Genomic DNA, 23,217 nt, shown 5'->3' on the forward strand with positions numbered 1-23,217 from the left:
CGTATGGCAGACAAGACGATCATCGCCCTTCGGGAAGCCGCGGCCGCCTACGCCGAGGCCGTCCGGACCACCCAGCGCTTCTTCGACCGCCTCGAGGACTCCGCGGACCCCTCCGCCCTGGTGGAGTACGCCACCCTGGTCGAGCGGGAGAAGGAAGCCGAGCAGGCCCGCCTGGAGGCCATCGAGGCGGCCGGCTTCGAGGTCCCGAGCATCGACGAGAGCGACCCCGACAACTGAGATCAAATCCATCCAGATAACTGAGTGAACAGTTCCGGAACCAAACCGGGGTGCCGGAACCGGTTCCGTCCTGGAAGACTGCCGGTTGTTAGCGTTCCACTGACCGTGCCACCGCGGTCGTGATGACCGGAGGCACGAGTGCCCGCTGATCTCCCGTACCGGGATCCAGCCCTGCCCGTCAACGAGCGGGTCGCGGATCTGCTCGCCCGGATGACCTTGCCGGAGAAGGTCGGGCAGATGCTCCAGCTGGATGCTCGCGGCGATGTGAAGGAGATCGTCAGCGAGAAGCTGGCCGGCTCGATCCTGCACACGTCGCCGGCCAAGATGCTGGAGGCGATCGACCTGGTCGCCAAGACCCGGTTGCAGATTCCGCTGCTCACGGCGGAGGACTGCATTCACGGGCACTCGTTCTGGCCGGGCGCCACGATCTTCCCGACGCAGCTCGCGATGGCGGCGACCTGGGACGCTTCTCTCGTCGAGAGGGTTGCCCGGGTCACCGCCGTCGAGGTGGCCGCGACCGGCATCCACCAGACCTTCTCCCCCGTCCTGTGCATCGCCCGCGACCTGCGCTGGGGCCGCACCGACGAGACGTTCGGCGAGGACCCGTTCCTGATCGGCGAGCTGGGTGCGGCGATGGTCCGCGGCTACCAGGGCGACGGCCTGGCCGACCCGACCGGCATCCTGGCCACGGCCAAGCACTTCGCCGGCTACTCGGAGACGCAGGGTGGCCGGGACGCGAGCGAGGCCGACATCAGCCCCCGCAAGCTGCGCTCCTGGTTCCTTCCGCCGTTCGAGCGGGTGGCGAAGGAGGGGTGTGAGGTGTTCATGCTGGGCTACCAGTCGATGGACGGCGTGCCGATCACCGCTAACAAATGGCTGCTCAACGACGTACTGAAAAAGGAATGGGGTTTTTCCGGCACCCTCATCACCGATTGGGACAACGTCGGGCGAATGGTGTGGGAGCAGAAGGTCTGCGCGGACTACGCGGAGGCGGCGGCGCTGGCGGTCAAGGCAGGAAATGACCTGATCATGACGACGCCGGGCTTCTTCGAGGGTGCCCAGGAAGCGGTCGAGCGCGGGCTGCTCGCCGAACAGGACATCGACGAGGCGGTCCGCCGGATCCTGCGGCTCAAGTTCCAGATGGGCCTCTTCGAGGACCCGCGAGGGCCCGACCAGGAGAAACAAGCCGTAATCGGCAGTGACGAGCACCAGCGCCTCAACCTCGAGGTGGCCCGGCGGTCGCTGGTGCTCCTGCGCAACAACGTGCTGCCGCTGGCGACCGAGGCGAACTTCAAGCGCATCGCGATCATCGGCCCGAACGCCGACGACGTCTCCGCGCAGCTCGGCGACTGGGCGGGCAACTCCGGGCAGGTCGACTGGATGCCCGACGGCCACCCCCGCGAGCTGACCGAGACGGTCCTCGACGGTTTCCGCGCGGTCGCCCCGGACCGCTGGGACATCACGCACGCCCGCGGCGCCGACATCGAGCGGCTCGTGCCCGACCCGGAGGGCGACACCTACCCGGACGGCCAGCCGCGGCCGCCGATCTCGCAGGGCGCGCCGGTCGACGACCATCTGATCGACCTGGCCCGGGCCGAGGCGATCCGCGCCGACTACGCGGTCGTGGTGGTCGGCGACACGGTGAACCTGACCGGCGAGCACAAGTCGACCGCCACCCTGGAGCTGCAGGGCGGCCAGATCGCCCTGCTCAACGCGATCGCGGCCACCAAGACCCCGATGATCGTCGTGCTGATGAACTCGAAGCCGTGCGTGCTGCCCGAGTCGGCGTTGAACGCGGCCGCGGTCATCCAGGCCTTCAACCCGGGCATGCGCGGCGGCCGGGCGATCGCCGAGCTGATCCTGGGCGAGATCGAGCCGACCGGCCGGATGCCGCTGTCGGTGCCGCGGCACGTCGGCCAGCAGCCGGTCTACTACAACCAGATCCGCGGCCAGCACGGCACCCGCTACGCCGACCTCACCCAGGACCCGCTGTTCGTCTTCGGCGAGGGCCTGTCCTACAGCCCGGTCACCTACGACGACCTGCTGGTCTGGACCGAACAGGACCGGGTGCGGGCGACGGTCACCCTCACCAACACCGGCGGGCGGCCGTCCTTCGAGACCATCCAGATGTACGTCAGTGACCTGGTCACGAGCGTCACCTGGGCGGTGCGCGAGCTGAAGGCGTACAAGCAGGTCACCGTGCCGGCCGGCGAGACCGTGACGGTCGAGCTGGAGTTGCCGGCGTCGGCGTGTTCGCTGGTCACCGCGGACGGCCGCCGGGTGGTCGAGCCGGGCGACTTCGAGCTGCAGGTGGGCCCGTCGTCGCGCGAGCGCGACCTGCTGAAGGCGGCCTTCCGGCTCAGCTGACCTTGGCGGCCGCCAACGGCCGAAGATCAAACCCAAGGCTTTTGTACGCCGTGACAGCCGCGACATTCCAGTAGTCGGCGAGCAGCGCGACCCGGGTGCGCCCGGCCGCCAACTCGTTGGTGACGTAGGCGCACACCGCCTGGGCCAGGCCCTGGCCGCGCATCTCGGGATGGGTGACGACCCCGGCCAGGAACCCGACGGCCGGGGTCGACCAGGCGTCCGCCGCCGCGGCGACCAGGGTGCCGTCGCTGTCGTGCAGCCCGGCCCAGCGGTGCACGCCGCTGCCGCCGGGCCGTGCGTAGGAGTCCGGGAAGTACGCGTCGATCATCGCGGTGACCTGGGCCAGCTCGTCGTCGAACAGCCACCGCCCGGCCTGTTTCCGGTCGACCGGCCCGGTCACCTCCATCCAGGCGAACCGGCCGGCCACCTCCAGCCCGTCCACCCGGGCCGCGACGTCGGCGACCAGATCTTCCCGGCCGACCGGGCGGTAGCTCGGCCCGACGTCCGGGAACACCTCGTCGCACAGCAGGGCGGCCACCTCGGCCGGGTCGCCGTGGATCGCGATCCGGTCCTTGGTGCACAGGTCGGCGCAGGCGACCGCCATCGCGCCGGGCCGGATCCAGAATCGCGCCCCCGGCTGGTCAGCCGCCCAGAGCAGCACGGGGTCGTCGATGTCATGGAGCATTACGCCATGTTGACATGATCTGGCACCGTCATCCGGGTGCCGCTCCCGTACCTGGTCTTTCGCTTCTCCCGCCGACTAGTGATGGCCGGTGCGCTCGGCGCGCTTCTCGGCGTACTCGTATTGGTTTCTTCGTCGGTCTGGGTGCGCGAGGGTGCCGCCGGGCGGGTGTACGACGAGGCGTCGGTGCCGGCGGCGCCGGTCGCCCTGGTCCTGGGCGCCGAGGTCTACCCCGACGGCCAGCCCTCGCCGTTCCTGGCCGCCCGCCTCGACATCGCGAAACGGCTGCTCGACGCGGGCAAGGTGAAGGCGATCCTGGTTTCCGGCGACCACAGCCGCTGGGAGTACGACGAGCCCGGCGCCATGCAGGTCTACCTGGTGGCCCGGGGCGTGCCGGCGTCGCAGGTGGTGCTCGACTACGCGGGCTTCGACACCTACGACTCGTGCGCGCGAGCCCGGAAGATCTTCGGCGTCGGCAAGGCCATCGTGGTAACGCAGAGCTACCACATCGACCGGGCCGTAACGCTCTGCCGCCACTTCGGCATAGACGCAACCGGCGTAGCCGACGACACCGTCCGCATCTACACGGCCCCGTGGCGCAACTCGGTGATCCGAGAGCGAGGCGCCGTGGTGAAGGCCGCCGCCGACATGCTCTCCCACCGCGACCCGGTGTTCCTGGGCCGCCACGAGACCGGCGTCGAGGACGCTCTTTCCTGAAATGTTGGCGGCCTAGTCTGCCGCCATGGATTCGGCTGATCTGCTGGTGCGGACCCTTGGCGAGTGCCGGATCAGCTCGCCGCTGGGTGGCCTGGTCACCCGGCGCGGCACGACCGAGCACTACGTCGACGAGACCGATCGGGTGCTGCTCGACGACACCCTGGCCCTGCTGGCCGGGCGCACCGGCGAACCGCCGTCGTTCGAGCCCGGCGGCCCTCGCCGGCAGATCTTCTTCGACCCATCGAAGATCCGGGTCGGCATCGTCACCTGCGGCGGCCTCTGCCCCGGCCTCAACGACGTCATCCGTGGTCTGGTCCTGGAGCTGAACTCGCACTACGGCGTGCGGCGGATCGTCGGGTTCCGCAACGGCTACCGCGGCCTGGTGGCCCGGCACGGACACGACGTGGTCGAGCTGACCCCGTTCGTCGTCGACCACATCAACGAGCACGGCGGCACCATCCTCGGCACGTCCCGCGGCAACCAGGACCCGGCCGAGATCGTCGACTGCCTCGACCAGCTCGGCGTCAACATCCTCTTCGTGATCGGCGGCGACGGCTCGATGCGCGGCGCCCAGCGGATCGCCGAGGAGGTCTCTCTGCGGGATCGCCGCATCGCCGTGGTCGGCGTGCCGAAGACCATCGACAACGACATCCCGTTCATCGGCCACAGCTTCGGGTTCCAGACCGCGTTCGGCAAGGCCACCGAGTCGATCCGGGCCGCGCACACCGAGGCCACCGCGCAGCCCGGCGGCATCGGGCTGGTGCAGCTGATGGGCCGGCACTCCGGTTTCATCGCCTGCTACGCGGCGCTGGCCAACAACGACGCCGACTACGTGCTGATCCCCGAGGTGCCGGCCGACGTGGAGGCGTTCCTCCCGCACCTGCGGCGCCGGGTGCGAGAACGCGGGCATGCTTTGGTGGTGGTCGCCGAGGGCGCCGGCCAGGACTACCTGGCCGCCGACGGCACCGACGCCTCCGGCAACAAGCGCCTCGGCGACTTCGGCGTCTACCTGCGCCGCCGCATCCTCGACGACTTCGCCGCGGCCGGCGAGGAGGCCAACCTCAAATACATCGACCCGAGCTACGTGATTCGCAGCGTGCCCGCCAACCCCTACGACAGCGTCTACTGCCTGCGCCTGGCCCAGGCCGCGGTGCACGCGGCGATGGCCGGCCGAACCGAGATGGTGGTCGGCACGTGGCGCAATCGCTTCGTGCACGTCCCGATCCCGCTGGCGGTGGCAACCCGCAACCAGGTGGACCCGAACGGCGACCTGTGGATGTCGGTCCTGGAGGCCACCGGCCAGCCCGCCGAGTTCACCGAACTCCCGCACCGAGCGGCCGCCTGAGGCGTTTCCGCGAGATCCGCCCAGCCGGGCCGTCCGGTTCATAGACACATGCGAGCCGATTCATAGCCAATTCTTAGGCGAATGCCCCTCCCGTTTCAGGTCCGGCGCCGATCCTCGACACCATCAACGCCGCACCTGAAGATCCGGAGCCCCCGATGAGCGACAGAACCCCCGGCGCTGACGAGCCCACAGCCGAGCAGCGCACAGCCGCCCAGCCCGCCGTCCCGCAGCCGGCCGCACCACAACCCGCCCAGCCCTCGCCGACCGCACCCCACCCAGCCGCCGAACAGCCCGCCACGCCATCAACCGCCGGACAGCCCCACTCGCAGCCGGTGGACGCGCAGCCAGCCGCCGATCAAGCCGCCACGCAGGCCACTGCCGAGCAACCCGCCGCGGCGCAGCCTGCGGCCACATCGGCTGCGCCCGGCCCGTCGCCGGCCGCACAACCCGCCGGTTGGCAGCCGGTCGGCACGGCCACGGGCGGCCTCCGCTCCCGGCGCGTGCCCCTGCTGGCCGCGGCCGCGGGCCTGGTGGTGGGCTTGGTGCTCGGCGCCTGCGGGGTCGGCGCCGCCGTGGCGATCTTCGACCGGCACGACGACCGCGGCACCCAGCGCTTCCAGCACGGCCCACGCGACGGCAACTTCCCCGGCCGGGACGGCGACCGCTTCCGCGGCGGCAACCCCGGCGGCGACCAGCGCCGAGACGGCCGCCCGGCCCCAGCACCAAGCGAGCCCACCCCCACCCCGAGCGCGACCGCCTGACCCCCCACTCCGGCCCGCTCCGGAGCCGGCCCGGTGCCACCGCCTGACCTCGTCAGCCATGCGAATCTTTTGAAAGTGCACGCTGCCGAGCCGCCCCTTCAGGTCCGAGCTGTCGACTGTCCAGTCGTAGTCCGGCAGATCGGGGAGGCGGAACATTCCAAGGCTGATCACGACGCAACCTTCCATCGTGAGCCGCTGGTTGACCTCCGCGAACTCAGCCTCAAATTTGGTCGAGCCGCAGAGTGTGATGACCTTTGCCGCACCCTCGGCCGACTGCTGGTCCTCCATGAGGTTCATGATCGGTGAAGTGGCAGCACAAGTCGATCGCCCCCGGGACGTCCGCTCATGCCGCATAGAGTGCGCACCTGCCTGACGCGGCGTGACGCAGCGTCAGGACAGGGCGGTCGCCCGGGATGCATTGGTGAGACCGATCGGGGCCGTCCGGCGCGGCCGTTATCCGGGTGTCAACTCTGGTACCGGCCGCCCCTGCCGGCAACGACCAACGCCAGCCCGGTCAGGGTCATGCCGGCGAGCCCGGCCCAGAAGCCGTAACTCGTTCCGGCCTCGATGCGGGGGTCGGTGTACCGCCGTAGGTGATCCCGTGGCATCACCGACTCCGCGAACTCGGTGCCGGACACCTCGACTGTTGCCGACAATTGAAATTCGGGCACAGGGGTCGCCGTGACCTCGGCGGGAGGCCAAAGCTCTACATCGCTGCGCTGCTGAAGTGTCAGGAACACCGAGACCGCAACCGCGGCAAGAGCCGCCAGCAATATCGCCACCGGCACCCGGGCACGGGCCATCCGCCACGCCAGCCACACGACCGCGGCTGCCACCGTGAGCAAGACCGACACGGTCCATCGCGAGGACATTCGCCATGCCGATCCGACGAACGTCTCGGTGCCCACCCGCATCGCCCACCACGGCAGGAAGCCGCTCACCAGCGTCAGGAGGGCCGAACCCCCGATGATTCCCGCACGCCATTCCCGGGACACGGACTGACCCTACGGAGCGCAGGTCACACCCGCCCGGACTTCCAACTTTCTCGAGCGGGTGGCCGCCGGCCGCCTCCGGGATGGTCGTGGTCGTCGCCGGCCCGCAGACTGGCGGGCATGACCGTGTCCCTGCACCACATCGTCGTCGACGCGCGTGACATCGCGTCCCAGGCCCGGTTCTGGTCCCGCGTCCTTGATTGGGAGATCCTGTCCGAGCGGGAGCGAGAAGTCGTCATCGGCCCGAGTGAGAATGCGCCCGTCGGGATCTGTTTCATGCCGGTGACCGACAGCAAGGCAAACAAGAACCGTCTCCATCTCGACCTCGCACCGGGCCCCGACGGACGAGACGCCGAAGTCGACCGGATCGTTGCGCTGGGCGCACGCCGGGTCGAGATCGGTCAGACCGGTGAGGAGTCGTGGACCGTGCTCGCCGACCCCGAGGGCAACGAGTTCTGCATCCTGCGCCCGAAGACGACGCTCATCACCTGAGCGGAGGGGCGAGGGCGGCCGCGGTGACCCGTACACAAGGATTTGGGTGGTCTTTATATAGATAACCGTGGACTTGTTGGGGTCGAGGGACGAGAGTGACGGCATGGCCAAGTCGACTCGGCGTAGCTTCATGGCGGTTTCCGCGGCGGCCGTCACGGCCGGTCTTGCCGGGCCGGCGCAGGCGGCGGCGCGGCGCAAACCCGTCGCCGATCCGCAGCTGCGCGCGATGTTGCGGGAGATCGATCCGAAGCGGGTCGAGGCGATCATCCGGCGGCTGGTGGCCTTCGGCACCAGGCACACCCTGTCGGCCCAGGACGATCCGGATCGCGGGATCGGCGCGGCGCGGGACTGGCTGCGGGCCGAGTTCCAGCGGTACGCGGATCGCTCCGACGGACGCATGACCGTCACGCTGGACTCGTTCATCCAGCCGGTCTCGTCCCGCATCCCGGCACCGACCCGGATCACCAACGTCGTGGCCACGCTGCGTGGCAGCGTCACCCCTGACCGGGTGTACGTGGTGACCGGCCACTACGACTCGCGCGTCACCGACGTCATGGATGCCACGAGTGACGCGCCGGGCGCCGATGACGATGCGTCAGGTGTGGCGGTGGTCCTGGAGCTGGCCCGGGTGATGGCGACCCGCTCCCCCGAGGCGACCATCGTGTTCGCCGCGGTCGCCGCCGAGGAGCAGGGGCTGTACGGCTCCGACCACCTGGCCCAGACATACAAGGACCAGGGCGTGGATGTGCAGGCGATGTTCAGCAACGACATCGTCGGCACCGGCAACGCCCACGACGGCACCGCGAACGACCCGCACACGGTCCGGCTCTTCGTCGAGGGCATCCCCACCTCGGAGACGGCGGCCGAGGCCGGCGTCCGCAAGAGTGTCGGCGGCGAGAACGACGGGCCGTCGCGGCAGCTGGGCCGGTTCGTCGACGAGGTGGCCGGCAACGGCCTGACCGGCATGCGGGTGCGCCAGATCTGGCGGCGGGACCGCTACCTGCGCGGCAGCGACCACATCTCGTTCCTGCTGCGCGGCTATCCGGCGGCCCGGTTCACCGAGCCCCGGGAGAACTTCGCCCACGAGCACCAGAACGTCCGGGTCGAGGACGGCGTGCAGTACGGCGACCTGATCGAGTTCTGCGATTTCGGCTACATCGCCCGGGTGGCCCGGGTCAACGCGGCCGCCCTCTGGTCCCTGTCCCAGGCGCCGGGCACCCCGAAGGGCGTGGTCATCGACACCACCCAGCTCACCAATGCCACCACTCTGCGCTGGCAGCCCAACCCCGAGCCGGACCTGGCCGGTTACGAGGTGCTCTGGCGCGAGACGACCGAGCCGGACTGGACCCACACCCTCGAGGTAGGCGACGTCACCACCGTGACCGTCGACCTTTCCAAGGACAACGTCTTCTTCGGCGTACGGGCGGTGGACGGCGACGGCAACCGCAGCCCGGTATCCGCCCCTCAGCCGTCCAGCTGACAATTTCGGCGGCGCCGAGATGACACGATGGCGTCATGACGGTCGACTACACGGTTCGGCTGCGGTTCGGGGAGACGTCCCGGGACGCGGCCACGCACACCAACCTCTCCGCGGTCCGGCTCGACGGACAGGTGCTCTGGATCGCCGGTGACGAGACCGCGACCGTGGAACGGCTGCTCGCCGACGATCCGCAGAAGGCCGCCGAGTTCGGGGGCGAGACCTCGTTCCGGATCGCCGACTTCGTCGACCTGCCCGGCGACGACGCCGACGAGGAGGCCGACGTCGAGGGGCTGGCCCGCACCGGCGACTTCCTGTGGGCGGTCGGTTCGCACAGCCTGCGCCGCAAGCAGATCAAGGAACGCCACCTGGGCGGCAAGGCGCTGAAGCGGCTCGCCCGGATCGAGGGGCAGGACAACCGCCAGATCCTGGTGCGGCTGCCGATCGCCGACGTGGACGGCGTGCCGACGCCGGTGAGGGAGACGGTGATCGACGGGGTGCGGCACCGGGCGGCGGCGCTGAGCCGCCGGGACAACCTGCGGTCGCTGCTGCGCGACGACGAGCATCTGGGCCCGTTCCTGCCGATCCCGGGCAAGGACAACGGCCTCGACGTGGAGGGCATCGCGGTCCGCGGCGACCGCGTCTACCTGGGTTTGCGCGGCCCGGTGCTGCGCGGGTGGGCGTTCGTGCTGGAGCTCCGGCCGTACGTGGACGACGCCGACCCCGACCGGCTGCGGCTGCGTGAGTTCTCCGACGGCGAGGTCTACCGCAAGCACGTGCTCGACCTGGAGGGCCTGGGCGTGCGCGACCTCTGCCCGGACGGCGACGACCTGCTGATCCTGGCCGGCCCGACGATGGACCTGGACGGCCCGGTGCGCGTCTACCGCTGGCACGGCGCGGCCCGCCTGGACACCCCGCAGATCGTCCGCGACGACCTGATCTCCCGCGAGCTGGAGCTGACCTTCGGCGAGGGCGACGACCACGCCGAGGGCATCAGCATGCTGGGCGACGACCGCGTCCTGGTCGTCTACGACAGCCCGGCCCGCGCCCGCCTCACCGACGACGGCTGCGTCATCGCCGACGTCCTGCTGCTCCCGGGCCGATAGCCGATTCCTTTCGGGTACGCCCGCGGTCGGTACTCACATGGATCCGATAAAAGAGATGTACGCCCGCTGGGCGGCCGGCGACATGGGCGCGGACGACCAGTGGGGCGATGTGACGGCCGAGCCGCGCGGCCTGGACTACACGGAGGTGTCGGCGGGCGGTGTGCCGGCGATGTGGCTCAGCCCGCACGGCGCCGCCCCTGGCCGGGCGATCGTCGCGCTGCACGGTGGCGGCTTCGTGGGCGGGTCGCTCTACACCCACCGCAAGATGTACGGGCATCTCGCGAAGGCGGCCGGTGTGCCGGTGCTGCTCGCCACCTACCGGCTCGCCCCGGAGTTCCGCTGGCCGGCACAGATCGAGGACGCGGTGACGGCGTACCGGTGGGCGGCGGCCCGCACCGAGACGGTGGCGCTGGCCGGTGACTCCTCCGGCGGCGGTCTGGCCGTGCAAGTGGCGCTGCGCGAGCCGGGCGCGGCCGCCCTGCTGTTGCTGTCGCCGTGGATCGACATAGACCCGGAGCAGACCGCGACCTCGTACGAGGAGAACGCCGCCACCGACCTCGTCTTCACCCGGCCGATGGTGCGGGAGCTCATTCGGCAGTACCTCCCGGACGGGACGAGCGGCCTGGCCCCGGAGGTCAACGCCTTCCACGCCGACCTGTCCGGGCTGCCGCCGGTCTACGTGCAGTGCGGCAGCGACGAGAGCGGCCGGGGTGACAGCGAGCGCCTCGCGAAGCTGACCGGCGCCCGGCTGGACGTCTTCGACGGGCAACTGCACACGTTCCAGATGGCGGCCGGGCGCGCGCCGGTGGCCGGCGAGGCGATCGGGAGGCTGGCCGCATGGGTGCGCCCGAAGCTGGGGCTCTGACCGAGGCGTTCGAGCGGGAACGCCGAGGGCTCCTCGCCCACGCCTACCGCATGCTCGGCGCCTATCACGAAGCCGAGGACGTCGTGCAGGACACGTACGTGCGGGCGCTGCGGGGGTGGGCGGGGTTCGAGCGGCGTTCGTCGGTGCGCACCTGGCTCTATCGCATCGCCACGAACGTCTCCCTGTCCGCGATCGAGGGCCGCGGGCGGCGCGCGCTGTCGCTCGGCCTCGGCCCGGACGGCACCGACCCGGAGGGCCTCGGCCCGTGGCTCGAACCGTTCCCGACCGACCCGGCCGACCTGGTGACCGCGCGGGAGAGCGTCCGGCTCGCCTTCGTGGCCGGGTTGCAGCACCTCGCGCCTCGGCAGCGTGCCGTTCTGCTGTTGCGGGAGGTGCTGGATCTCTCCGCGGCGGAGACCGGCGAGGCGCTGGGCATGTCGGTGCCGGCGGTGAAGAGTGCCCTGCAGCGGGCCCGGGCCCGGCTCGCCGAGGCGGCGCCGGCCCGGGATGACGTGCTGGACGCTTCCTCGCCTCGGGCCCGGGAGCTGTTGGCCGGCTACATGGCCGCATGGGAGGCGTCCGACGCGGCCGCCTTTCGTGAGGTGCTGCGCGCGGACGCGGCCATCGAGCCGGTCGGCTCCCGGACGTCGTACGCCGGCCGAGTCGCATGCCTGGCCTTCGCGACGCCGTCGATGGGCGCCGCCGGGGATTGGCGGATGGCGGCGACCGAGGCGAACGGCCAGCCTGCCGCGCTGGCCTGGTTCCGCGGCGAGCCCTTCGGTGTGGCGGTGCTGACGGTCGCCGAGGAGGGGATCGTGGCGATCACGCTCTTCGGCGACCCGAAGCTGGCAGAAGCCTTCGAACCAGGGCTTACTCGCGGGCGGCCAGCAGGAGGATCGGGGCCGGTCTGGTTGCCGACCACGAGGTGATCAGGCTGGTTGTCCCGGTCACCAGCAGGGCCACCGCGCACACCGCGCCGATCAGCGTCCACGGCATCGTGACCGTGGTGGTGCCGGTGACGGCCGATGTGGTGCGGGCGGCGGCGATCAGGGCGCCGGCCGCGGCCAGGCCGCCGAGCAGGATGCCGGCCACGGTCACCGCCGACGACTCCACCAGGGCTGCCCGCAGCACCTGGCTGCGGGTGAGGCCGCCGACCCGCGCCGCGGCGAACTCCCGCCGCCGGGCCGCCGCGCCGATGACGATCGAGTTGACCACGCCGATCAGCGCGTACAGAGCGCCGATCCCCATCACCGACACCATGATCTTGTTGTTGACCTCGGAGCGGGCGGTGGCGTCGGCCCGCAGCCAGTCGCCGGCGGTCGCGACCGTCCCGATCCGGGCGAGCGCCGCCCGCACGGTGCCGGCGGAGGCGCCGGGCGCGAGGGTCACGAACGACTGGGCGGGCGCGGCCGCCAGGAGCCGGTCGGGCACCAGGCCGGGTGGCAGCAGCAGGTTGGCGCCCCCGCTGATGGTCGCGGGCACGGACGCCACGACCGGCACCGCGCCGAGGTCGAGATCGGGCAACGCCAGGCGGACGCTCCCCTTGGCCGGCACCTCGCCGCCCGGCCCGGCCGCCACCGCGTGCCCCCGCAGGCCCGCCAGCTCGACCGAGTGCGCGCGGGCATAGGCCGCCGGATCGACGACCAGCGCCGACACCGAGAACGATTCGTCGCCCACGTCGACGGTCGCCGGCACCGACAGCTCGGTCGAGGCCGACGCGACCCCGGGCACCGCGGCGATGGCCGGGCCCACCGGCCCGGTCGCGGTGACCACGAGATCGGCCCGCGTCTGTCGCTGGAGCTCGCCGATGCCCGCGTCGGTGAACGACGCCCCGGCCGCGGCGGTGCCCACCACCAGGCCGACCAGCACGATCAGCGGGGCCGCGACCGATGCGCTGCGCCGCCTGGCGTCCCACAGGTTGGCCCGGGCCAGGGCCCCGATCACGCCGCTGCCGGTAGGCAGCAGCCGGCCGAGCAGCGGCACGATGAGCGGGCTGAGCGCGGCCGCCGCGATCGCCGCCGGCATCGGCACGTTCATGGCCATGGCCGCGCCACCGCCCGGGCCGCCGACCGGCGCCACGATGATCAGGGCCAGCGCGCCGCCGAGGAAGATCAGCCCGGCGATCCATCGGGTCGCGGTCATCACCCGGGCGGCCGCCCCGGTCTCGCGCAGCGCTTCGAGGGGAAGCACCCGGGCGGCGCGGTGGGCGGCGACCATGGCACCGGCCAGGGACAGTGCGATGCCCGTACCGAAGGAGACCGCGAGGATCCACGGCCGCCACTCGCCCGCGAAGCCGGCCGGCACGAAGCCCATCCGGCGCATCAGCGCCGCCTGCGCCGCCATGACGACCAGGCCGGCGGGCACGCCGATCGCCGCGCCCAGGCCACCGAGCACCACCGCCTCGCGCAGCAGCCGCATCCGCACCTGCCCGCGACCGGCGCCGACCAGGCGCAGCAGGGCGAAGTCGCGACGGCGCTGGGCCACGGTGAACGCGAACGTGGAGCTGATGATGAAGCCGGCCAGGAACGTGGCGATGCCGAGGATCACCCCGAGCATGGCGACGGCGGCGGTGACGTTGTCGGAGAACTCCATCCGCTCGGCGGCACCGAGGCCGGCCGGCGGGTCGAGGGTGGCCGCGGTGATCAGCAGCAACAGCGACGATTGCACGAGCGCCACCCCGAGGGTGACCGAGAGCAGCGAGCCCGCGAACAGCGCGATCATGCGAGGGACGCCAGACGGCCGGCGATCTCGAGCGCGTCCGCGCCGGCCACCCGGTCGACCACCCGCCCGTCGCGCAGGAAGACCACCGCGTCGGCCCGGGAGGCCGCGACCGGATCGTGGCTGACCATGACGATGCTCTGCCCGCCGGACGCCATCGTGCGCAACAGATCGAGGACGACGGCGGCGGCCGACGAGTCGAGCGCGCCGGTGGGTTCATCGGCGAAGAGCACGTCGGGCTTGGTGATCATGGCGCGGGCGATCGCGACCCGCTGCTGCTGGCCGCCGGACAGCTCGCGCGGCCGGTGTTTCGCCCGGTCGGCGAGACCGACGGCGGCGAGCGTGTCGCGCACCAGGCCGGCCGACGGCCGGTGCCCGGCCAGGCGCAGTGGCAACGCCACATTTTGCGCGGCGGTCATCGAGCCGATCAGGTTGAAGCTCTGGAAGACGAAGCCGATCCGGGTGCGGCGCAACGCGGTGAGCTCCCGGTCGCGGGCCGCGGTGAGGTCGGTGTCGCCGAGGAGAACCCGGCCGGAGTCGACGCGCTCGAGGCCGGCCGCGCAGTGCAGCAGCGTCGACTTGCCGGAGCCGGAGGGGCCCATCACGGCCGTCCAGGCCCCGCGCGCGAACTCCAGGGTCACATTGTCGACGGCCCGGACCGCGGCGTTGCCGCGCCCGTAGACCCGGCTGATCGCGCTCAGCGTCACGGCCGCGTCTGCCCTGGTCATGGTGGTTGTCGTCATGCCGGAAACGCTAGTGAGAGCGGGGCCGGGAGTCTTTCCCGCAGGCACCCGTCTCGGTGGTAGTGCTACCTATACCTCGCTGAGTCGTCCTACTCAGGCACCGGCCCCGGCTCCTCCATAGGGTTCCTGCCATGGCGAAAAAACGCAGGTGGCCATGGGTGGTCGCGGTGGTCGCGCTGGGTGCGGCCGCAACCCTCCTGGTCGTACGGGATCCGCTGCTGCTCCCCGGCAAGCACGAGGTGACCGTGTACGGGCTGAACGACGACATCAGCACCGAGGTGGACGAGGCACCGGGCCTCCTGGGCCGGGTGCTCGGCATGTGTGACGCCGACAGCTACTACGCCGAGCAGGACGGCCGGAAACGCTGCCTGGTGCTCAACGGCCCGCTCGGCGACATCGAGGTGAGCCGCAAGGACGGCAAGGTCGTCATCGCGGCGGCCGAGGTCACGAAGCTGCGGAGCATGGCCACCCAGGACACCGGCAGCCCGAGTCCGACCACCACCCTGGTGCTGATGTCCGGCAAGCCGGCCGCCCTCGTCCCGGTGACCGACCTGGTCGAGGGGCAGCCGGCGAAGATAGCAGCGCTCTAGACGGCGCTGGGCTGCCAGCCCAGCGCGGGCCCGAGCTTGGTGGCCATGTCGGTCAGGATCTGCACGTAGTCGTCGTGCTCGAAACTGAACGGCAGCGCGAACGCGACCTCGTCGACCTCCCGGAACGCGACATGCGCGTGCAGCCGCTCGGCGATCTGGTCGGACGTGCCCACGTAGTCCGGCGAGAAGAGCATCCGCGCCGGTCCCTGCGGGGCGGCGGTACGGGGGGTGCGCTTCTCGGCGTACGCCTCGTATCTGGCCTTTTGATCGGCCGTCGCCGAATCGGTGGGAATGACCACCAGGCCCTGGGACACGCGAGCCTTCTCGCCGTCCGGGTGGGCGGACCGGAAGGCGCGGATGTGCGACAGCTGGATCTCGGCGAAGTCCTCGGCCTCCTCGGCCTTGACCACGCTGCTGGTCAGGAAGTTCATGCCGTGCTCGCCGGCCCATTGAGCCGACCGGAGGCTGGCCCCGCCGTACCACATCCGGCTGCCCAGACCGGCCGCGTGCGGCTCGACGCGGTTCGAGAACACCTCGAACCCCTCGGTGCCGGCGAAGTCGGTGGCGGGCTCACCGCGTACGAAAGAAAGCAGTTGTTCCACCCGACCGTAGCTGAAGTCCTCGGCCTCGGCCGTGTGCGGGTAGAGGGCGGTCTTGACCTTGTCGAAGTGCATCGGCGGGCCGACGCTGACGCCCGGGTTGAGGCGACCGCCGGACAGCACGTCGACGGTGGCCAGATCTTCGGCCAGGCGCAGCGGGTTCTCCCAGCCCAGCGGGATGACGGCGGTGCCCAGATCGATGCGGGAGGTGCGCTGGGAGGCGGCGGCGAGCACCGCGACCGGCGAGGAGATGCCGTACTGCAGGTGGCGGTGGCGCACCCAGGCACTGTCGAAGCCGAGGTCCTCACCCAGCTTGATGATCTCGAGGGTGGACTCGTGCCCGGCCCGCGGATCACCCGCATCGAACAGCCCGATGGTCAGAAAGCCCAATTTGCGCAAGGGTTCGTCCCGCATGGGATCAAGAGTATCGAGGCGGCGCCCGGTCCGATCTCGCTAACCTACCCATATGTTGATCACAATCGTGGCCGACTACGGCGCCGGCGACCTCGCGTTCGCCGAGGTGCGCCAGCGCTTCGCGAAGCTGATGCCGCACGCCGAGACGACCGCGGTGCCGGTGCGGCCGTTCGACACGGTCGGGGCCGGCTTCTGCGTGGCCCAGCTCGCCTTCGGCGAGGGACCAGCAGACCGCATCGTGTACGCGAACGTGGCGCCCCGCGGCGACGAGGACGACCCGCGCGCCGACAACGCCGGCGAACCGCTGTCGGCCTGCCGCCTGCCGTCCGGTGTCCTGGTGGTGGGCGTGGCGGCCGGCTACTGCATGTCGTTCCTGGAGGTTCCGGTCCGGGCCGTGAAGGTTTCGGACGCCGGCTCCCAGTTCCGCTCGCGCGACGTCTTCCCGGCCGCGGTGGCCGAGCTGGCCCGCGGCGCCGACCTGCTCGGCGCCGAACTGACCGTCCCGCCGCCGCCATCGCGGTCGGTGGTCTGGACCGACGGCTACGGCAACCTGAAAACGTCCTGGCACGAGCCACCGGCGCCGGTCGGCTCCGCGGTGCGGGTGCGCATCGGCGGCGTCACCCAGAGCGCCGTGGTCAGCGACGGCGTCTTCGGCGTTCCGAGCGGCACGATGTCGTTCGCCCCGGGCAGCTCCGGCTGGGGCAAACCCTTCTACGAGCTGCTGCTACGCGGCGGCAACGCCGCGGCCGCGTTCGGGGGACCGCCGAACGGATCGAAGGTCGAAGTGGCCTGACTTCGCAGCTTCCCCCAAAGAACGAGCGGCGTCTGATGGGCCGCGAAATGGGCAGTGGTAGAAACTCATATCGCCGTAGGCCCGTGACAAATAGGCTCGCGCTCATGAACGACGGCGACTGGAGGGATGGCGGGTTCAGGCAACGTCGGCCCTCCGCCGAGACTCTCACGTGGGTTGCGGCGTCGATGGGTCGAGGCAGTCGCATCGTCGGCTACCGCCGGTTGACCGGTGGTGTCTGCTCCGCCGTGCACCGGCTGACTGTCGAGCGATGTGGAACGCGAACGTTCGTCGTGCTGCGGCAGTACCCGGACGGGCTCGGCCTGCACGAAGCTCTGAAAAACGAGATCGCCAACCTCGATGTCGTAGCAGGAAGCGGGCTCCCCGTTCCGAGCATTCTGGCTGCCGATGTCGCAGGCGCTTCGACCGGCGGCGCGCCATCGTTGCTGATGACTCGCTTGCCGGGGCATGTTGACCTCGAACCAGCGGAGCCTCGGTCGTGGATGACGCGGATCGCCGAGATTGCCGCATTGCTGCACTCCCTCGATCTCCCAGCGAAGATCTTCCGACCGTGGACGGATTCCTGGATCACTCCTCGGAACGGGTTTCAGATGCCGGCCGGCGCGCAGAAGCGGGAAGTTTGGAAGGCGGCGTTCGGTGTCATGGCGGCGACCCCGCCCAAGGACACGGCCGTCTTCCTGCACTGCGATCTCCTGCCGGTCAACCTGCTCTGGTCGCGCGGAAGAATTACCGGTCTCACCGACTGGAACTCCATCCATCGGGGGTCACGTGCGATTGACATCGGGCACTGCCGGCGATACCTGGCGGCGCTCTACTCGCCGGAGTGGGCAGAGCAGCTTCGGTCGCTTTACGAGTCGATCGCCGGGGCCACCCTCGATCCGTGGTGGGACCTCTATGCCCTGCTGCACTATGACGACAGCGGGCCGAAGTGGATCCGTGGTCAGGTCGCGGGGCGTCGTCCCGTCGATGTGTCCGGCATGACCTCCCGGGTCGAGATCGCTATCGAAACGGCACTACGGCGCCTCGGGTAACCGCGGATTCAGGCGTGTCGACGGCGCTCACCCTTTCTGCGGATGACCTGGATCTTCTCGCGCATCTCGGGGCGACTGCGCGGGGGTGTGTGAGACGCACCGAGATCGGGCTGAGGTGTCTGCCGAGTGTGCATGATCGGCCGGTTCGGCAGCAGCCGTACCCGACTAGCGTGTTCCCATATGACACTGGAGCCTGGCTCGGACGACTCGGAGCCCGAAGAGGACTGGAGTGACATCCAGTTCCGGGGCTACACCCAATTCCCGGTGGTGGCCGACCCCGACGATCTGGAACTTCCGGAGCCGGCCGCCGCACCGCCGGCTGAGGCACGGCAGAACGGTGCGGCCGACGATGCCGGGTAGCCTGGCCGCGCTACTCGTCCTCGCCTTCGCGGCGGCTCCGGGCTATGCCGGTCTGCGGGCCATGGAACGGCGAAGTCCTCGCGATGTGGTCAGCCCGGCCCGCGAGACGATCGAGATCGTCTCGCTCGGGTTGATCGCCAGCGCGATCACCGCGTTGCTCCTGCTCTTCGCCGCACAGCTCACGTCCGCGTTGCTGCCGTTGCGGGGCCTCATCGGAGGCTCGGTCTATTTCCGCGCGCACCCGTGGCAGCTCATCCTCAGCGGGCTGCTGCAGATCGTCCTCGCCACTGGATTGTCTGCCGCGATCGGCATGCTGATCGTGAAACGGTTCGCGCCGGTGGTCATGCGGCAGGGCAACCTCTGGCATCCGGTGCTGGCCGAGGTCCGGGACGGCCGCCGGGCGTACGTAGCGATCGAACTGCTCGACGGTCGTCTCGTCGAGGGATACGTGCGCTTGTGCTCGACCGCGGCCAATCCCGGCGACCGCGAGATCGCCCTGCAGGGTCCGCTCGCGGTCACGGCGCCCGGCGGGACACGTACCCGCTCCTCGGCCGCCTCGATTGTGCTCAGCGGGGCGCAGATTCGAATGATGACGGTGTCGTTCCCGGAACTGCGGCGACGGGCGAAGGCACTCGAGGGCGACGACGGATGACCGAGGCGGGGACGACCTCGGCACCCACGCTCGACGACAACGCGACGCGGCTCCTCGCGGCTCTGGACGGCATGCCGGTCCGGATGAACGACCGGGACCGCCTCGTGCGGGCCTTCGACGTGCTCTGCAGTACCGAGTGGACCCGCGTGATCGTGCGGCTCACGTCCGCCGAGATCGCGTCGCTCCGCCGGCCCGACCTGCTGTTCACCCCGCACGAGCTGACCCACGTCGTCGAGGTCGCCCGGACCCTGGCCGGCTCGTACGCGTTCGAGAGCACGAGCACTGCGCACATCGCGGTGGCACTGGCCCTGACCACCCGCTGGTCCCCCAACGTCGAGAAGGCGAAACTGGTCGCCGTCATCGCGGAGGCGTTCGGACTGGGGGGCCTGAACGACATCTCGGAGGTCGTCAACCGGCATCTGACGCGGGTCAGCGTGCCGCGGTCGGACGATGGCGGCGGTGCGCCGTCTCCGAGCATCTACCGAACAGACAGAGGTGATCGTCTCCACCTGGCCGCCGTCCGGGCACACGTCGCCGCGAGAGGTATCGCCGTTGTGGTGCTGATCGGCGCTGCCGCCACAGGTGACAGCGGTTGGGCGTGGCCCGTGGCGTTGCTGCCGCTGGTGTCCGCACGTGATCCCGATGAGCCGAAGTACATGGTGGGCGACGAGGTATCGCCGCCGGGACAGATCCCGACGCGGTGGCCGCTGCCCGGCGGCTGGGCGATCCTCGCCGCAGCACTCGGCCTGCCCGTCGCTCCGGCGGTCTTCGTGATCCTCGCCGTCGTCCTGGCGGTGATCACGGCCGGCGGTGAAGCGTTGACGGCCCGGGAGCACCGGTTCGCCGGAGCGCGACCCGGTGCCATCGGACCTGCCATCGCGCGGCTGGCTTCCCTCTCCGAGTCGTTCGAGACCACTAGGCGGGGCGTACGCATCGCGCTCGCGCTTACCGTGGCGATACCTCTCGCCGTGTCGGCGGCGGCAACGACGACGGTGTGGCCACTCTATTTCCTGGCAGCCCTACTGATCCCGCGTCGTTCCTCCCTGTGGGCCACGGCGGCGCTGACCGTGGCGGTGCTGCTCGACGGCTTCGGATGGATGGTGCCGCTGACCGTGCTGGCCGGCTTCGCAGCGCGAATCACCATTGGTTATCTGATGCGGCCACCGGAGCTCGCCGTCCCGCTGCCGGCAAGAACGCGCCGGGACCGCCAGGCGCGGCGGCTGCTGCGAACTGACCGCCCGGTCGCAGCCGTACGCCTGCTGGAGCCGGGCACCTCTCCGCTGCTTGCCTGGGCATTGCTGGCCGCAGGGCATCCGGGCGACGCCAAGGCCGCGGCCCGGAACCTCCCGGCGCAGTCCCGGCACCTCCACGGCCTGATCACCTGCCTCGCTGAGCTGGAACTGGCGAACGTCCCGGCGGCCGCCGCGGCTCTGGAAGCGTTGGAACCGCTCGGCGATGCACGACGCGACCGGGCATTGCGCGAGCAGCTGCTCATCGCCGACGCGCGGGTCCGGGTCCGCCTCGGACAGCAGGCGGGCCTGGCCGAGCTGATCGCCGGCCGCATCCCGGCAACACCCCGGCGCCGGACGCTGTTGGCCGCTGCCGAGCAGGTTCGCCTGGTCGCCGAGGCGCGGCTGCACGCCGACCCGGCATTGTCCTGGTATCTCGGTGCAATCGCGTTCGACCTGATGAGACTTGCCCGCGCCGATCGTCCGATGCGGTTCTTCACCCATCTGCACAAGGAACGCAACCTCGACCTCGGAACCGTGCGAGCTGCCGCTCTCATCGAGCGAGCCGAACTGCGGGCGGGTTGGACCGAGCATCCAGGGGTCGACCTTCAGGGCTTCGACAACGCGGCGTCTTTCCTGCTGCGGATGGACCGCCCCATGGAGGCCGCCGCGCAGCTCGACGACGTGGCCGACCACCAGGTCACACCCCTGCACCGGCTCGACGCGCTGAACAACCGGATCGAGGCGCTCGCGGCGCTGCACTGGGCCAGACATCACCTGCAAAATCTCGAGGAACGACGACTGTGGTGGCGGACCGTCAACACGTCCTTCGAGAAGGCCATGACGCAGGCCGTGGCCGGCCAGGACTGGGCCACCCTCGCCGAGCTCATCGAGTCCGCGCGGCTACAGCTCAGCCCACTGGACGACGAGTCCTCCGGCGGCAGGACCGCCCCGTACATCCGGGTCCGCGGAGTCTCCCGGATCGAGGAAGCCGCCTGGTACCGGCCGGGGGAACGACCGGACACGTACACCGTCGAGGACATGGCCCGGTTCACGCTCGGCCCGGGCACCTGGTGGTGGAGCACGTGGTCGGTCACCGACCGGATCTTCTGGGCGCTGGTTCCCCCGGACGGGCCGGTCACCGGCGGAGTACTCGCCTGCGGACCCGGCAGCGCTGTGGCGGCCACGCTGGCCGACCTGCGCGCCGCTGTGCCGATCCGCTATCCCGGCGAGCAGGACGACAGTTTCCGCTCTCGCGTTTTCGGCGGTGCGCTGTGCGGACCCGCCCGGGCCGAAGCGGATCTGGCACGCCGGCTGGGCGACCTGATCCCGCCGGACCTGCGAGACGTGATCGTCGACGAGCCCCGGACCCGGATCGCTGTCGCGCCGGCGCACGTGCTGGCGAACGTACCGTGGCCGGTGATCGTCGTGGTCCGCCACGGCAAGAGTGCCCGGCTGATCGACCGGTGTCAGATGGTCATCGCGCCACCCGCCGCGCTGCTGGGCGCGATCGCGCTCCGCGACCGCGCCTCGGGTGACGCGCCACTTGGGCTGGCGGTCCTCGACCCCGGTGGCGACGAGGCGCCGCCGCACGCTCAACTCCGGGCGCTACGAGACCTTGGCGACATGTTGCCCGGTGTACGCACCGTGGGGCACACGGACGTGGTCGATCTGGACGGCTTCGACGCGATCCTGCAGAACACGCCGGCCGAGTCGAGCGCGGTGTTCGCCTGCCATACCCATCCCGGCGACGGCAGCCCACTCTCGCGCGGCCTGGTGGTACGACCGGCCACCAAAGCTGATCCACGGCCCGTGATTCTCAGCGCGGCGGATCTCATCAATGCGCCGTCCCGGCACCCCGTACCCCGGCAGGCCCTGCTGTTGGCCTGTGACAGCGCGGACCTGGGGCAGGCAGCCGAGGGTGAGTGGCTGGTGCTCGGCCCGGCGATGCTCTGGGCCGGGGCCGACCGCGTCATCGTCACCACGTTCGACACCCCGGATCTAAACGTCGTGGACCGGCAGCTCGTCCAGCACCTGCTCGACGGTCACGACATGGTCGAGAGCCTCCGCGCGGTGCAGGCCACCCCGTTACGAGGGCTGTCCGAACCCGACAAACGCCTTGCCCACCCATTGTTCTGGGCGGGCTACGTCGCGATGGGCGCATTCGGGGACCCGGCGACCATGACGAGCAGGCGATCCTCAAGGACCCGATACGCGTCCAAGAGTGCCGTCGAGCTGGTCGAGGACGCCGCCGAAGGGGCCGCCCTGGTCGGCCGTTCCACGGTGCTCCCACGGGATCTGGTCCTGGCTCTGGCGCTGTACGGGTACGAGGAAGATCTGACCATCGGACGCCTGCTGGCGATCCGAGCCGTCGCGTACCCATGGACCCTGCTTCGGCACGCCCGGAACCGGATCAAGCGCCGCCCGCCCACGCCCGGCGTCACACTCGGACCGGAGGTGACGGCGCTGCTCAACGCGGCGGCGGAGGTGGCCGACGGCGCCCGGCACCGTGTCGTCGACACCGAGCACGTGCTTGCGGCTGTGCTCGCCGCCGCCGGGCCGACATCATCAGCGGCTCGGCTCGTGTCCGGCCTGGACGGCCGTCAGCCCGAGGTCGTCAAGGAGCTGATCGCGGATACACAGGACGGTTTCAAGGACTTCAACCGTCCCGCGATCCGTGCCCTGACCACGCCGGCCGCGGCCGACGTCTACACCGCTCTCGGCGCCCGCCCGCCAGAGACCGACGACGCGGGCTCAGTCCTGCTGCGCGACCTCGGCTGAGCGGCAGCCCTCGGTTGCCCCGAAGCGCCCGGCGCCAGTTGTGGCGCCGAGTTCGTGCACTTGCGGGCGCGCGTGTTCCGGCACAGAGCTGGGTGTGCCCAAAGCGCAGTGGTCGGGCAGGCGAAACACTCGGGAACGGCAATGGCGGGCGAGCTGCGCGAGCGGAAGTGGCACCCATAGCCTCTTGGCCACTCGCCGTCACGAGCCCGCGAGGTTGCCCGCGTACGGATCTGGCACCCCTCTGTGTC

Annotated in this window: 21 protein-coding genes; 16 read left to right on the top strand and 5 right to left on the bottom strand. The window is 70.7% G+C overall.

Translation table 11 applies throughout. The features are described 5' to 3' along the window. The first annotated feature begins 3 nt into the window (after window positions 1–3). Both Ato02nite_RS02470 and Ato02nite_RS02475 read left to right on the top strand, forming a co-directional pair. The gene (locus tag Ato02nite_RS02470; protein WP_246606009.1) at window positions 4–237 is read left to right on the top strand and encodes a hypothetical protein; all 234 of its coding nucleotides are present in this window, start codon (window positions 4–6) and stop codon (window positions 235–237) included. Between the two features lie 138 nt (window positions 238–375). Continuing rightward, on the top strand, window positions 376–2,604 hold the full coding sequence (locus Ato02nite_RS02475; RefSeq protein WP_213004674.1) for an exo-beta-d-1,3/1,6-glucosidase: 2,229 nt from the start codon (window positions 376–378) through the stop codon (window positions 2,602–2,604). Here Ato02nite_RS02475 and Ato02nite_RS02480 read toward each other — a convergent pair. Beyond that, complete coding sequence (locus tag Ato02nite_RS02480) at window positions 2,597–3,289, bottom strand: GNAT family N-acetyltransferase (RefSeq protein ID WP_213004675.1); 693 nt, start codon at window positions 3,287–3,289, stop codon at window positions 2,597–2,599. The genes Ato02nite_RS02475 and Ato02nite_RS02480 overlap by 8 nt on opposite strands. A gap of 81 nt (window positions 3,290–3,370) precedes the next feature. Here Ato02nite_RS02480 and Ato02nite_RS02485 point away from each other — a divergent pair, with 81 nt between their 5' ends. The 3 genes from Ato02nite_RS02485 to Ato02nite_RS02495 all read left to right on the top strand — a co-directional run bounded on the left by Ato02nite_RS02485 (window position 3,371) and on the right by Ato02nite_RS02495 (window position 6,109). After that, a complete protein-coding gene (locus tag Ato02nite_RS02485) occupies window positions 3,371–4,003 on the top strand; it encodes a SanA/YdcF family protein (protein ID WP_213004703.1) in 633 nt (210 codons plus the stop codon). Window positions 4,004–4,028: 25 nt separating this feature from the next. Further along, on the top strand, window positions 4,029–5,348 hold the full coding sequence (locus Ato02nite_RS02490; protein WP_213004676.1) for an ATP-dependent 6-phosphofructokinase: 1,320 nt from the start codon (window positions 4,029–4,031) through the stop codon (window positions 5,346–5,348). Between the two features lie 155 nt (window positions 5,349–5,503). Then, the gene (locus tag Ato02nite_RS02495) at window positions 5,504–6,109 is read left to right on the top strand and encodes a hypothetical protein (RefSeq protein WP_213004677.1); all 606 of its coding nucleotides are present in this window, start codon (window positions 5,504–5,506) and stop codon (window positions 6,107–6,109) included. A 464-nt stretch (window positions 6,110–6,573) separates the two neighbouring features. On the opposite strand, the gene Ato02nite_RS02500 is transcribed toward Ato02nite_RS02495, so the two are convergent. Next, on the bottom strand, window positions 6,574–7,050 hold the full coding sequence (locus Ato02nite_RS02500; RefSeq protein WP_213004678.1) for a hypothetical protein: 477 nt from the start codon (window positions 7,048–7,050) through the stop codon (window positions 6,574–6,576). A 171-nt stretch (window positions 7,051–7,221) separates the two neighbouring features. Here Ato02nite_RS02500 and Ato02nite_RS02505 point away from each other — a divergent pair, with 171 nt between their 5' ends. The 5 genes from Ato02nite_RS02505 to Ato02nite_RS02525 all read left to right on the top strand — a co-directional run bounded on the left by Ato02nite_RS02505 (window position 7,222) and on the right by Ato02nite_RS02525 (window position 11,970). After that, window positions 7,222–7,593 (top strand): VOC family protein, encoded by a 372-nt coding sequence (locus Ato02nite_RS02505; protein WP_213004679.1) that lies wholly within the window; start codon window positions 7,222–7,224, stop codon window positions 7,591–7,593. A gap of 103 nt (window positions 7,594–7,696) precedes the next feature. Further along, window positions 7,697–9,073 (top strand): M20/M25/M40 family metallo-hydrolase, encoded by a 1,377-nt coding sequence (locus tag Ato02nite_RS02510; RefSeq protein WP_213004680.1) that lies wholly within the window; start codon window positions 7,697–7,699, stop codon window positions 9,071–9,073. A 35-nt stretch (window positions 9,074–9,108) separates the two neighbouring features. After that, the gene (locus Ato02nite_RS02515; protein ID WP_213004681.1) at window positions 9,109–10,176 is read left to right on the top strand and encodes a DUF3616 domain-containing protein; all 1,068 of its coding nucleotides are present in this window, start codon (window positions 9,109–9,111) and stop codon (window positions 10,174–10,176) included. Window positions 10,177–10,213: 37 nt separating this feature from the next. Then, window positions 10,214–11,041: an alpha/beta hydrolase fold domain-containing protein gene (locus Ato02nite_RS02520; protein ID WP_213004682.1), complete on the top strand. Its 828-nt coding sequence runs from the start codon at window positions 10,214–10,216 to the stop codon at window positions 11,039–11,041. Next, window positions 11,014–11,970 carry an RNA polymerase subunit sigma-70 gene (locus Ato02nite_RS02525; protein WP_213004683.1) on the top strand — a complete coding sequence of 319 codons (957 nt, stop codon included), beginning with the start codon at window positions 11,014–11,016 and terminating at the stop codon, window positions 11,968–11,970. The genes Ato02nite_RS02520 and Ato02nite_RS02525 overlap by 28 nt, the downstream gene beginning before the upstream one ends. On the opposite strand, the gene Ato02nite_RS02530 is transcribed toward Ato02nite_RS02525, so the two are convergent. Beyond that, a complete protein-coding gene (locus Ato02nite_RS02530; protein ID WP_213004684.1) occupies window positions 11,912–13,762 on the bottom strand; it encodes an ABC transporter permease in 1,851 nt (616 codons plus the stop codon). The two genes, Ato02nite_RS02525 and Ato02nite_RS02530, sit on opposite strands and share 59 nt — an antisense overlap. Next, on the bottom strand, window positions 13,759–14,502 hold the full coding sequence (locus Ato02nite_RS02535) for an ABC transporter ATP-binding protein (RefSeq protein ID WP_246606012.1): 744 nt from the start codon (window positions 14,500–14,502) through the stop codon (window positions 13,759–13,761). The genes Ato02nite_RS02530 and Ato02nite_RS02535 overlap by 4 nt, the downstream gene beginning before the upstream one ends. A gap of 131 nt (window positions 14,503–14,633) precedes the next feature. On the opposite strand from Ato02nite_RS02535, the gene Ato02nite_RS02540 reads away from it, so the two are divergent. Beyond that, complete coding sequence (locus Ato02nite_RS02540; protein WP_213004685.1) at window positions 14,634–15,092, top strand: hypothetical protein; 459 nt, start codon at window positions 14,634–14,636, stop codon at window positions 15,090–15,092. On the opposite strand, the gene Ato02nite_RS02545 is transcribed toward Ato02nite_RS02540, so the two are convergent. Next, window positions 15,089–16,105 (bottom strand): LLM class flavin-dependent oxidoreductase, encoded by a 1,017-nt coding sequence (locus Ato02nite_RS02545; RefSeq protein WP_213004686.1) that lies wholly within the window; start codon window positions 16,103–16,105, stop codon window positions 15,089–15,091. The genes Ato02nite_RS02540 and Ato02nite_RS02545 overlap by 4 nt on opposite strands. A 52-nt stretch (window positions 16,106–16,157) precedes the next feature. Here Ato02nite_RS02545 and Ato02nite_RS02550 point away from each other — a divergent pair, with 52 nt between their 5' ends. The 5 genes from Ato02nite_RS02550 (at window position 16,158) to Ato02nite_RS02570 (ending at window position 22,969) form a co-directional block, all read left to right on the top strand. Then, window positions 16,158–16,898 carry an SAM-dependent chlorinase/fluorinase gene (locus Ato02nite_RS02550; RefSeq protein WP_213004687.1) on the top strand — a complete coding sequence of 247 codons (741 nt, stop codon included), beginning with the start codon at window positions 16,158–16,160 and terminating at the stop codon, window positions 16,896–16,898. 104 nt (window positions 16,899–17,002) lie between these two features. Continuing rightward, on the top strand, window positions 17,003–17,947 hold the full coding sequence (locus Ato02nite_RS02555) for a phosphotransferase family protein (RefSeq protein WP_213004688.1): 945 nt from the start codon (window positions 17,003–17,005) through the stop codon (window positions 17,945–17,947). A 180-nt stretch (window positions 17,948–18,127) separates the two neighbouring features. Continuing rightward, window positions 18,128–18,307: a hypothetical protein gene (locus Ato02nite_RS02560; protein WP_213004689.1), complete on the top strand. Its 180-nt coding sequence runs from the start codon at window positions 18,128–18,130 to the stop codon at window positions 18,305–18,307. Continuing rightward, complete coding sequence (locus tag Ato02nite_RS02565; protein ID WP_213004690.1) at window positions 18,297–18,959, top strand: DUF6338 family protein; 663 nt, start codon at window positions 18,297–18,299, stop codon at window positions 18,957–18,959. The genes Ato02nite_RS02560 and Ato02nite_RS02565 overlap by 11 nt, the downstream gene beginning before the upstream one ends. Continuing rightward, a complete protein-coding gene (locus tag Ato02nite_RS02570) occupies window positions 18,956–22,969 on the top strand; it encodes a CHAT domain-containing protein (protein WP_213004691.1) in 4,014 nt (1,337 codons plus the stop codon). Before Ato02nite_RS02565 ends, Ato02nite_RS02570 begins: the two co-directional genes overlap by 4 nt. Window positions 22,970–23,217: the final 248 nt, after the last annotated feature.

Origin of the sequence: Paractinoplanes toevensis, from assembly GCF_018332695.1 — a bacterium.
GTDB lineage: Bacteria > Actinomycetota > Actinomycetes > Mycobacteriales > Micromonosporaceae > Actinoplanes > Actinoplanes toevensis.

Bases quoted from the DNA above. Each gene is read 5' to 3' on its own strand.
- Ato02nite_RS02470 (WP_246606009.1), top strand. From the start codon at position 4: ATGGCAGACAAGACGATCATCGCCCTTCGGGAAGCCGCGGCCGCCTAC.
- Ato02nite_RS02480 (WP_213004675.1), bottom strand. From the start codon at position 3,289: ATGCTCCATGACATCGACGACCCCGTGCTGCTCTGGGCGGCTGACCAG.
- Ato02nite_RS02485 (WP_213004703.1), top strand. From the start codon at position 3,371: ATGGCCGGTGCGCTCGGCGCGCTTCTCGGCGTACTCGTATTGGTTTCT.
- Ato02nite_RS02490 (WP_213004676.1), top strand. From the start codon at position 4,029: ATGGATTCGGCTGATCTGCTGGTGCGGACCCTTGGCGAGTGCCGGATC.
- Ato02nite_RS02495 (WP_213004677.1), top strand. From the start codon at position 5,504: ATGAGCGACAGAACCCCCGGCGCTGACGAGCCCACAGCCGAGCAGCGC.
- Ato02nite_RS02505 (WP_213004679.1), top strand. From the start codon at position 7,222: ATGACCGTGTCCCTGCACCACATCGTCGTCGACGCGCGTGACATCGCG.
- Ato02nite_RS02510 (WP_213004680.1), top strand. From the start codon at position 7,697: ATGGCCAAGTCGACTCGGCGTAGCTTCATGGCGGTTTCCGCGGCGGCC.
- Ato02nite_RS02515 (WP_213004681.1), top strand. From the start codon at position 9,109: ATGACGGTCGACTACACGGTTCGGCTGCGGTTCGGGGAGACGTCCCGG.
- Ato02nite_RS02520 (WP_213004682.1), top strand. From the start codon at position 10,214: ATGGATCCGATAAAAGAGATGTACGCCCGCTGGGCGGCCGGCGACATG.
- Ato02nite_RS02525 (WP_213004683.1), top strand. From the start codon at position 11,014: ATGGGTGCGCCCGAAGCTGGGGCTCTGACCGAGGCGTTCGAGCGGGAA.
- Ato02nite_RS02530 (WP_213004684.1), bottom strand. From the start codon at position 13,762: ATGATCGCGCTGTTCGCGGGCTCGCTGCTCTCGGTCACCCTCGGGGTG.
- Ato02nite_RS02535 (WP_246606012.1), bottom strand. From the start codon at position 14,502: ATGACGACAACCACCATGACCAGGGCAGACGCGGCCGTGACGCTGAGC.
- Ato02nite_RS02540 (WP_213004685.1), top strand. From the start codon at position 14,634: ATGGCGAAAAAACGCAGGTGGCCATGGGTGGTCGCGGTGGTCGCGCTG.
- Ato02nite_RS02545 (WP_213004686.1), bottom strand. From the start codon at position 16,105: ATGCGGGACGAACCCTTGCGCAAATTGGGCTTTCTGACCATCGGGCTG.
- Ato02nite_RS02550 (WP_213004687.1), top strand. From the start codon at position 16,158: ATGTTGATCACAATCGTGGCCGACTACGGCGCCGGCGACCTCGCGTTC.
- Ato02nite_RS02555 (WP_213004688.1), top strand. From the start codon at position 17,003: ATGAACGACGGCGACTGGAGGGATGGCGGGTTCAGGCAACGTCGGCCC.
- Ato02nite_RS02560 (WP_213004689.1), top strand. From the start codon at position 18,128: ATGACACTGGAGCCTGGCTCGGACGACTCGGAGCCCGAAGAGGACTGG.
- Ato02nite_RS02565 (WP_213004690.1), top strand. From the start codon at position 18,297: ATGCCGGGTAGCCTGGCCGCGCTACTCGTCCTCGCCTTCGCGGCGGCT.
- Ato02nite_RS02570 (WP_213004691.1), top strand. From the start codon at position 18,956: ATGACCGAGGCGGGGACGACCTCGGCACCCACGCTCGACGACAACGCG.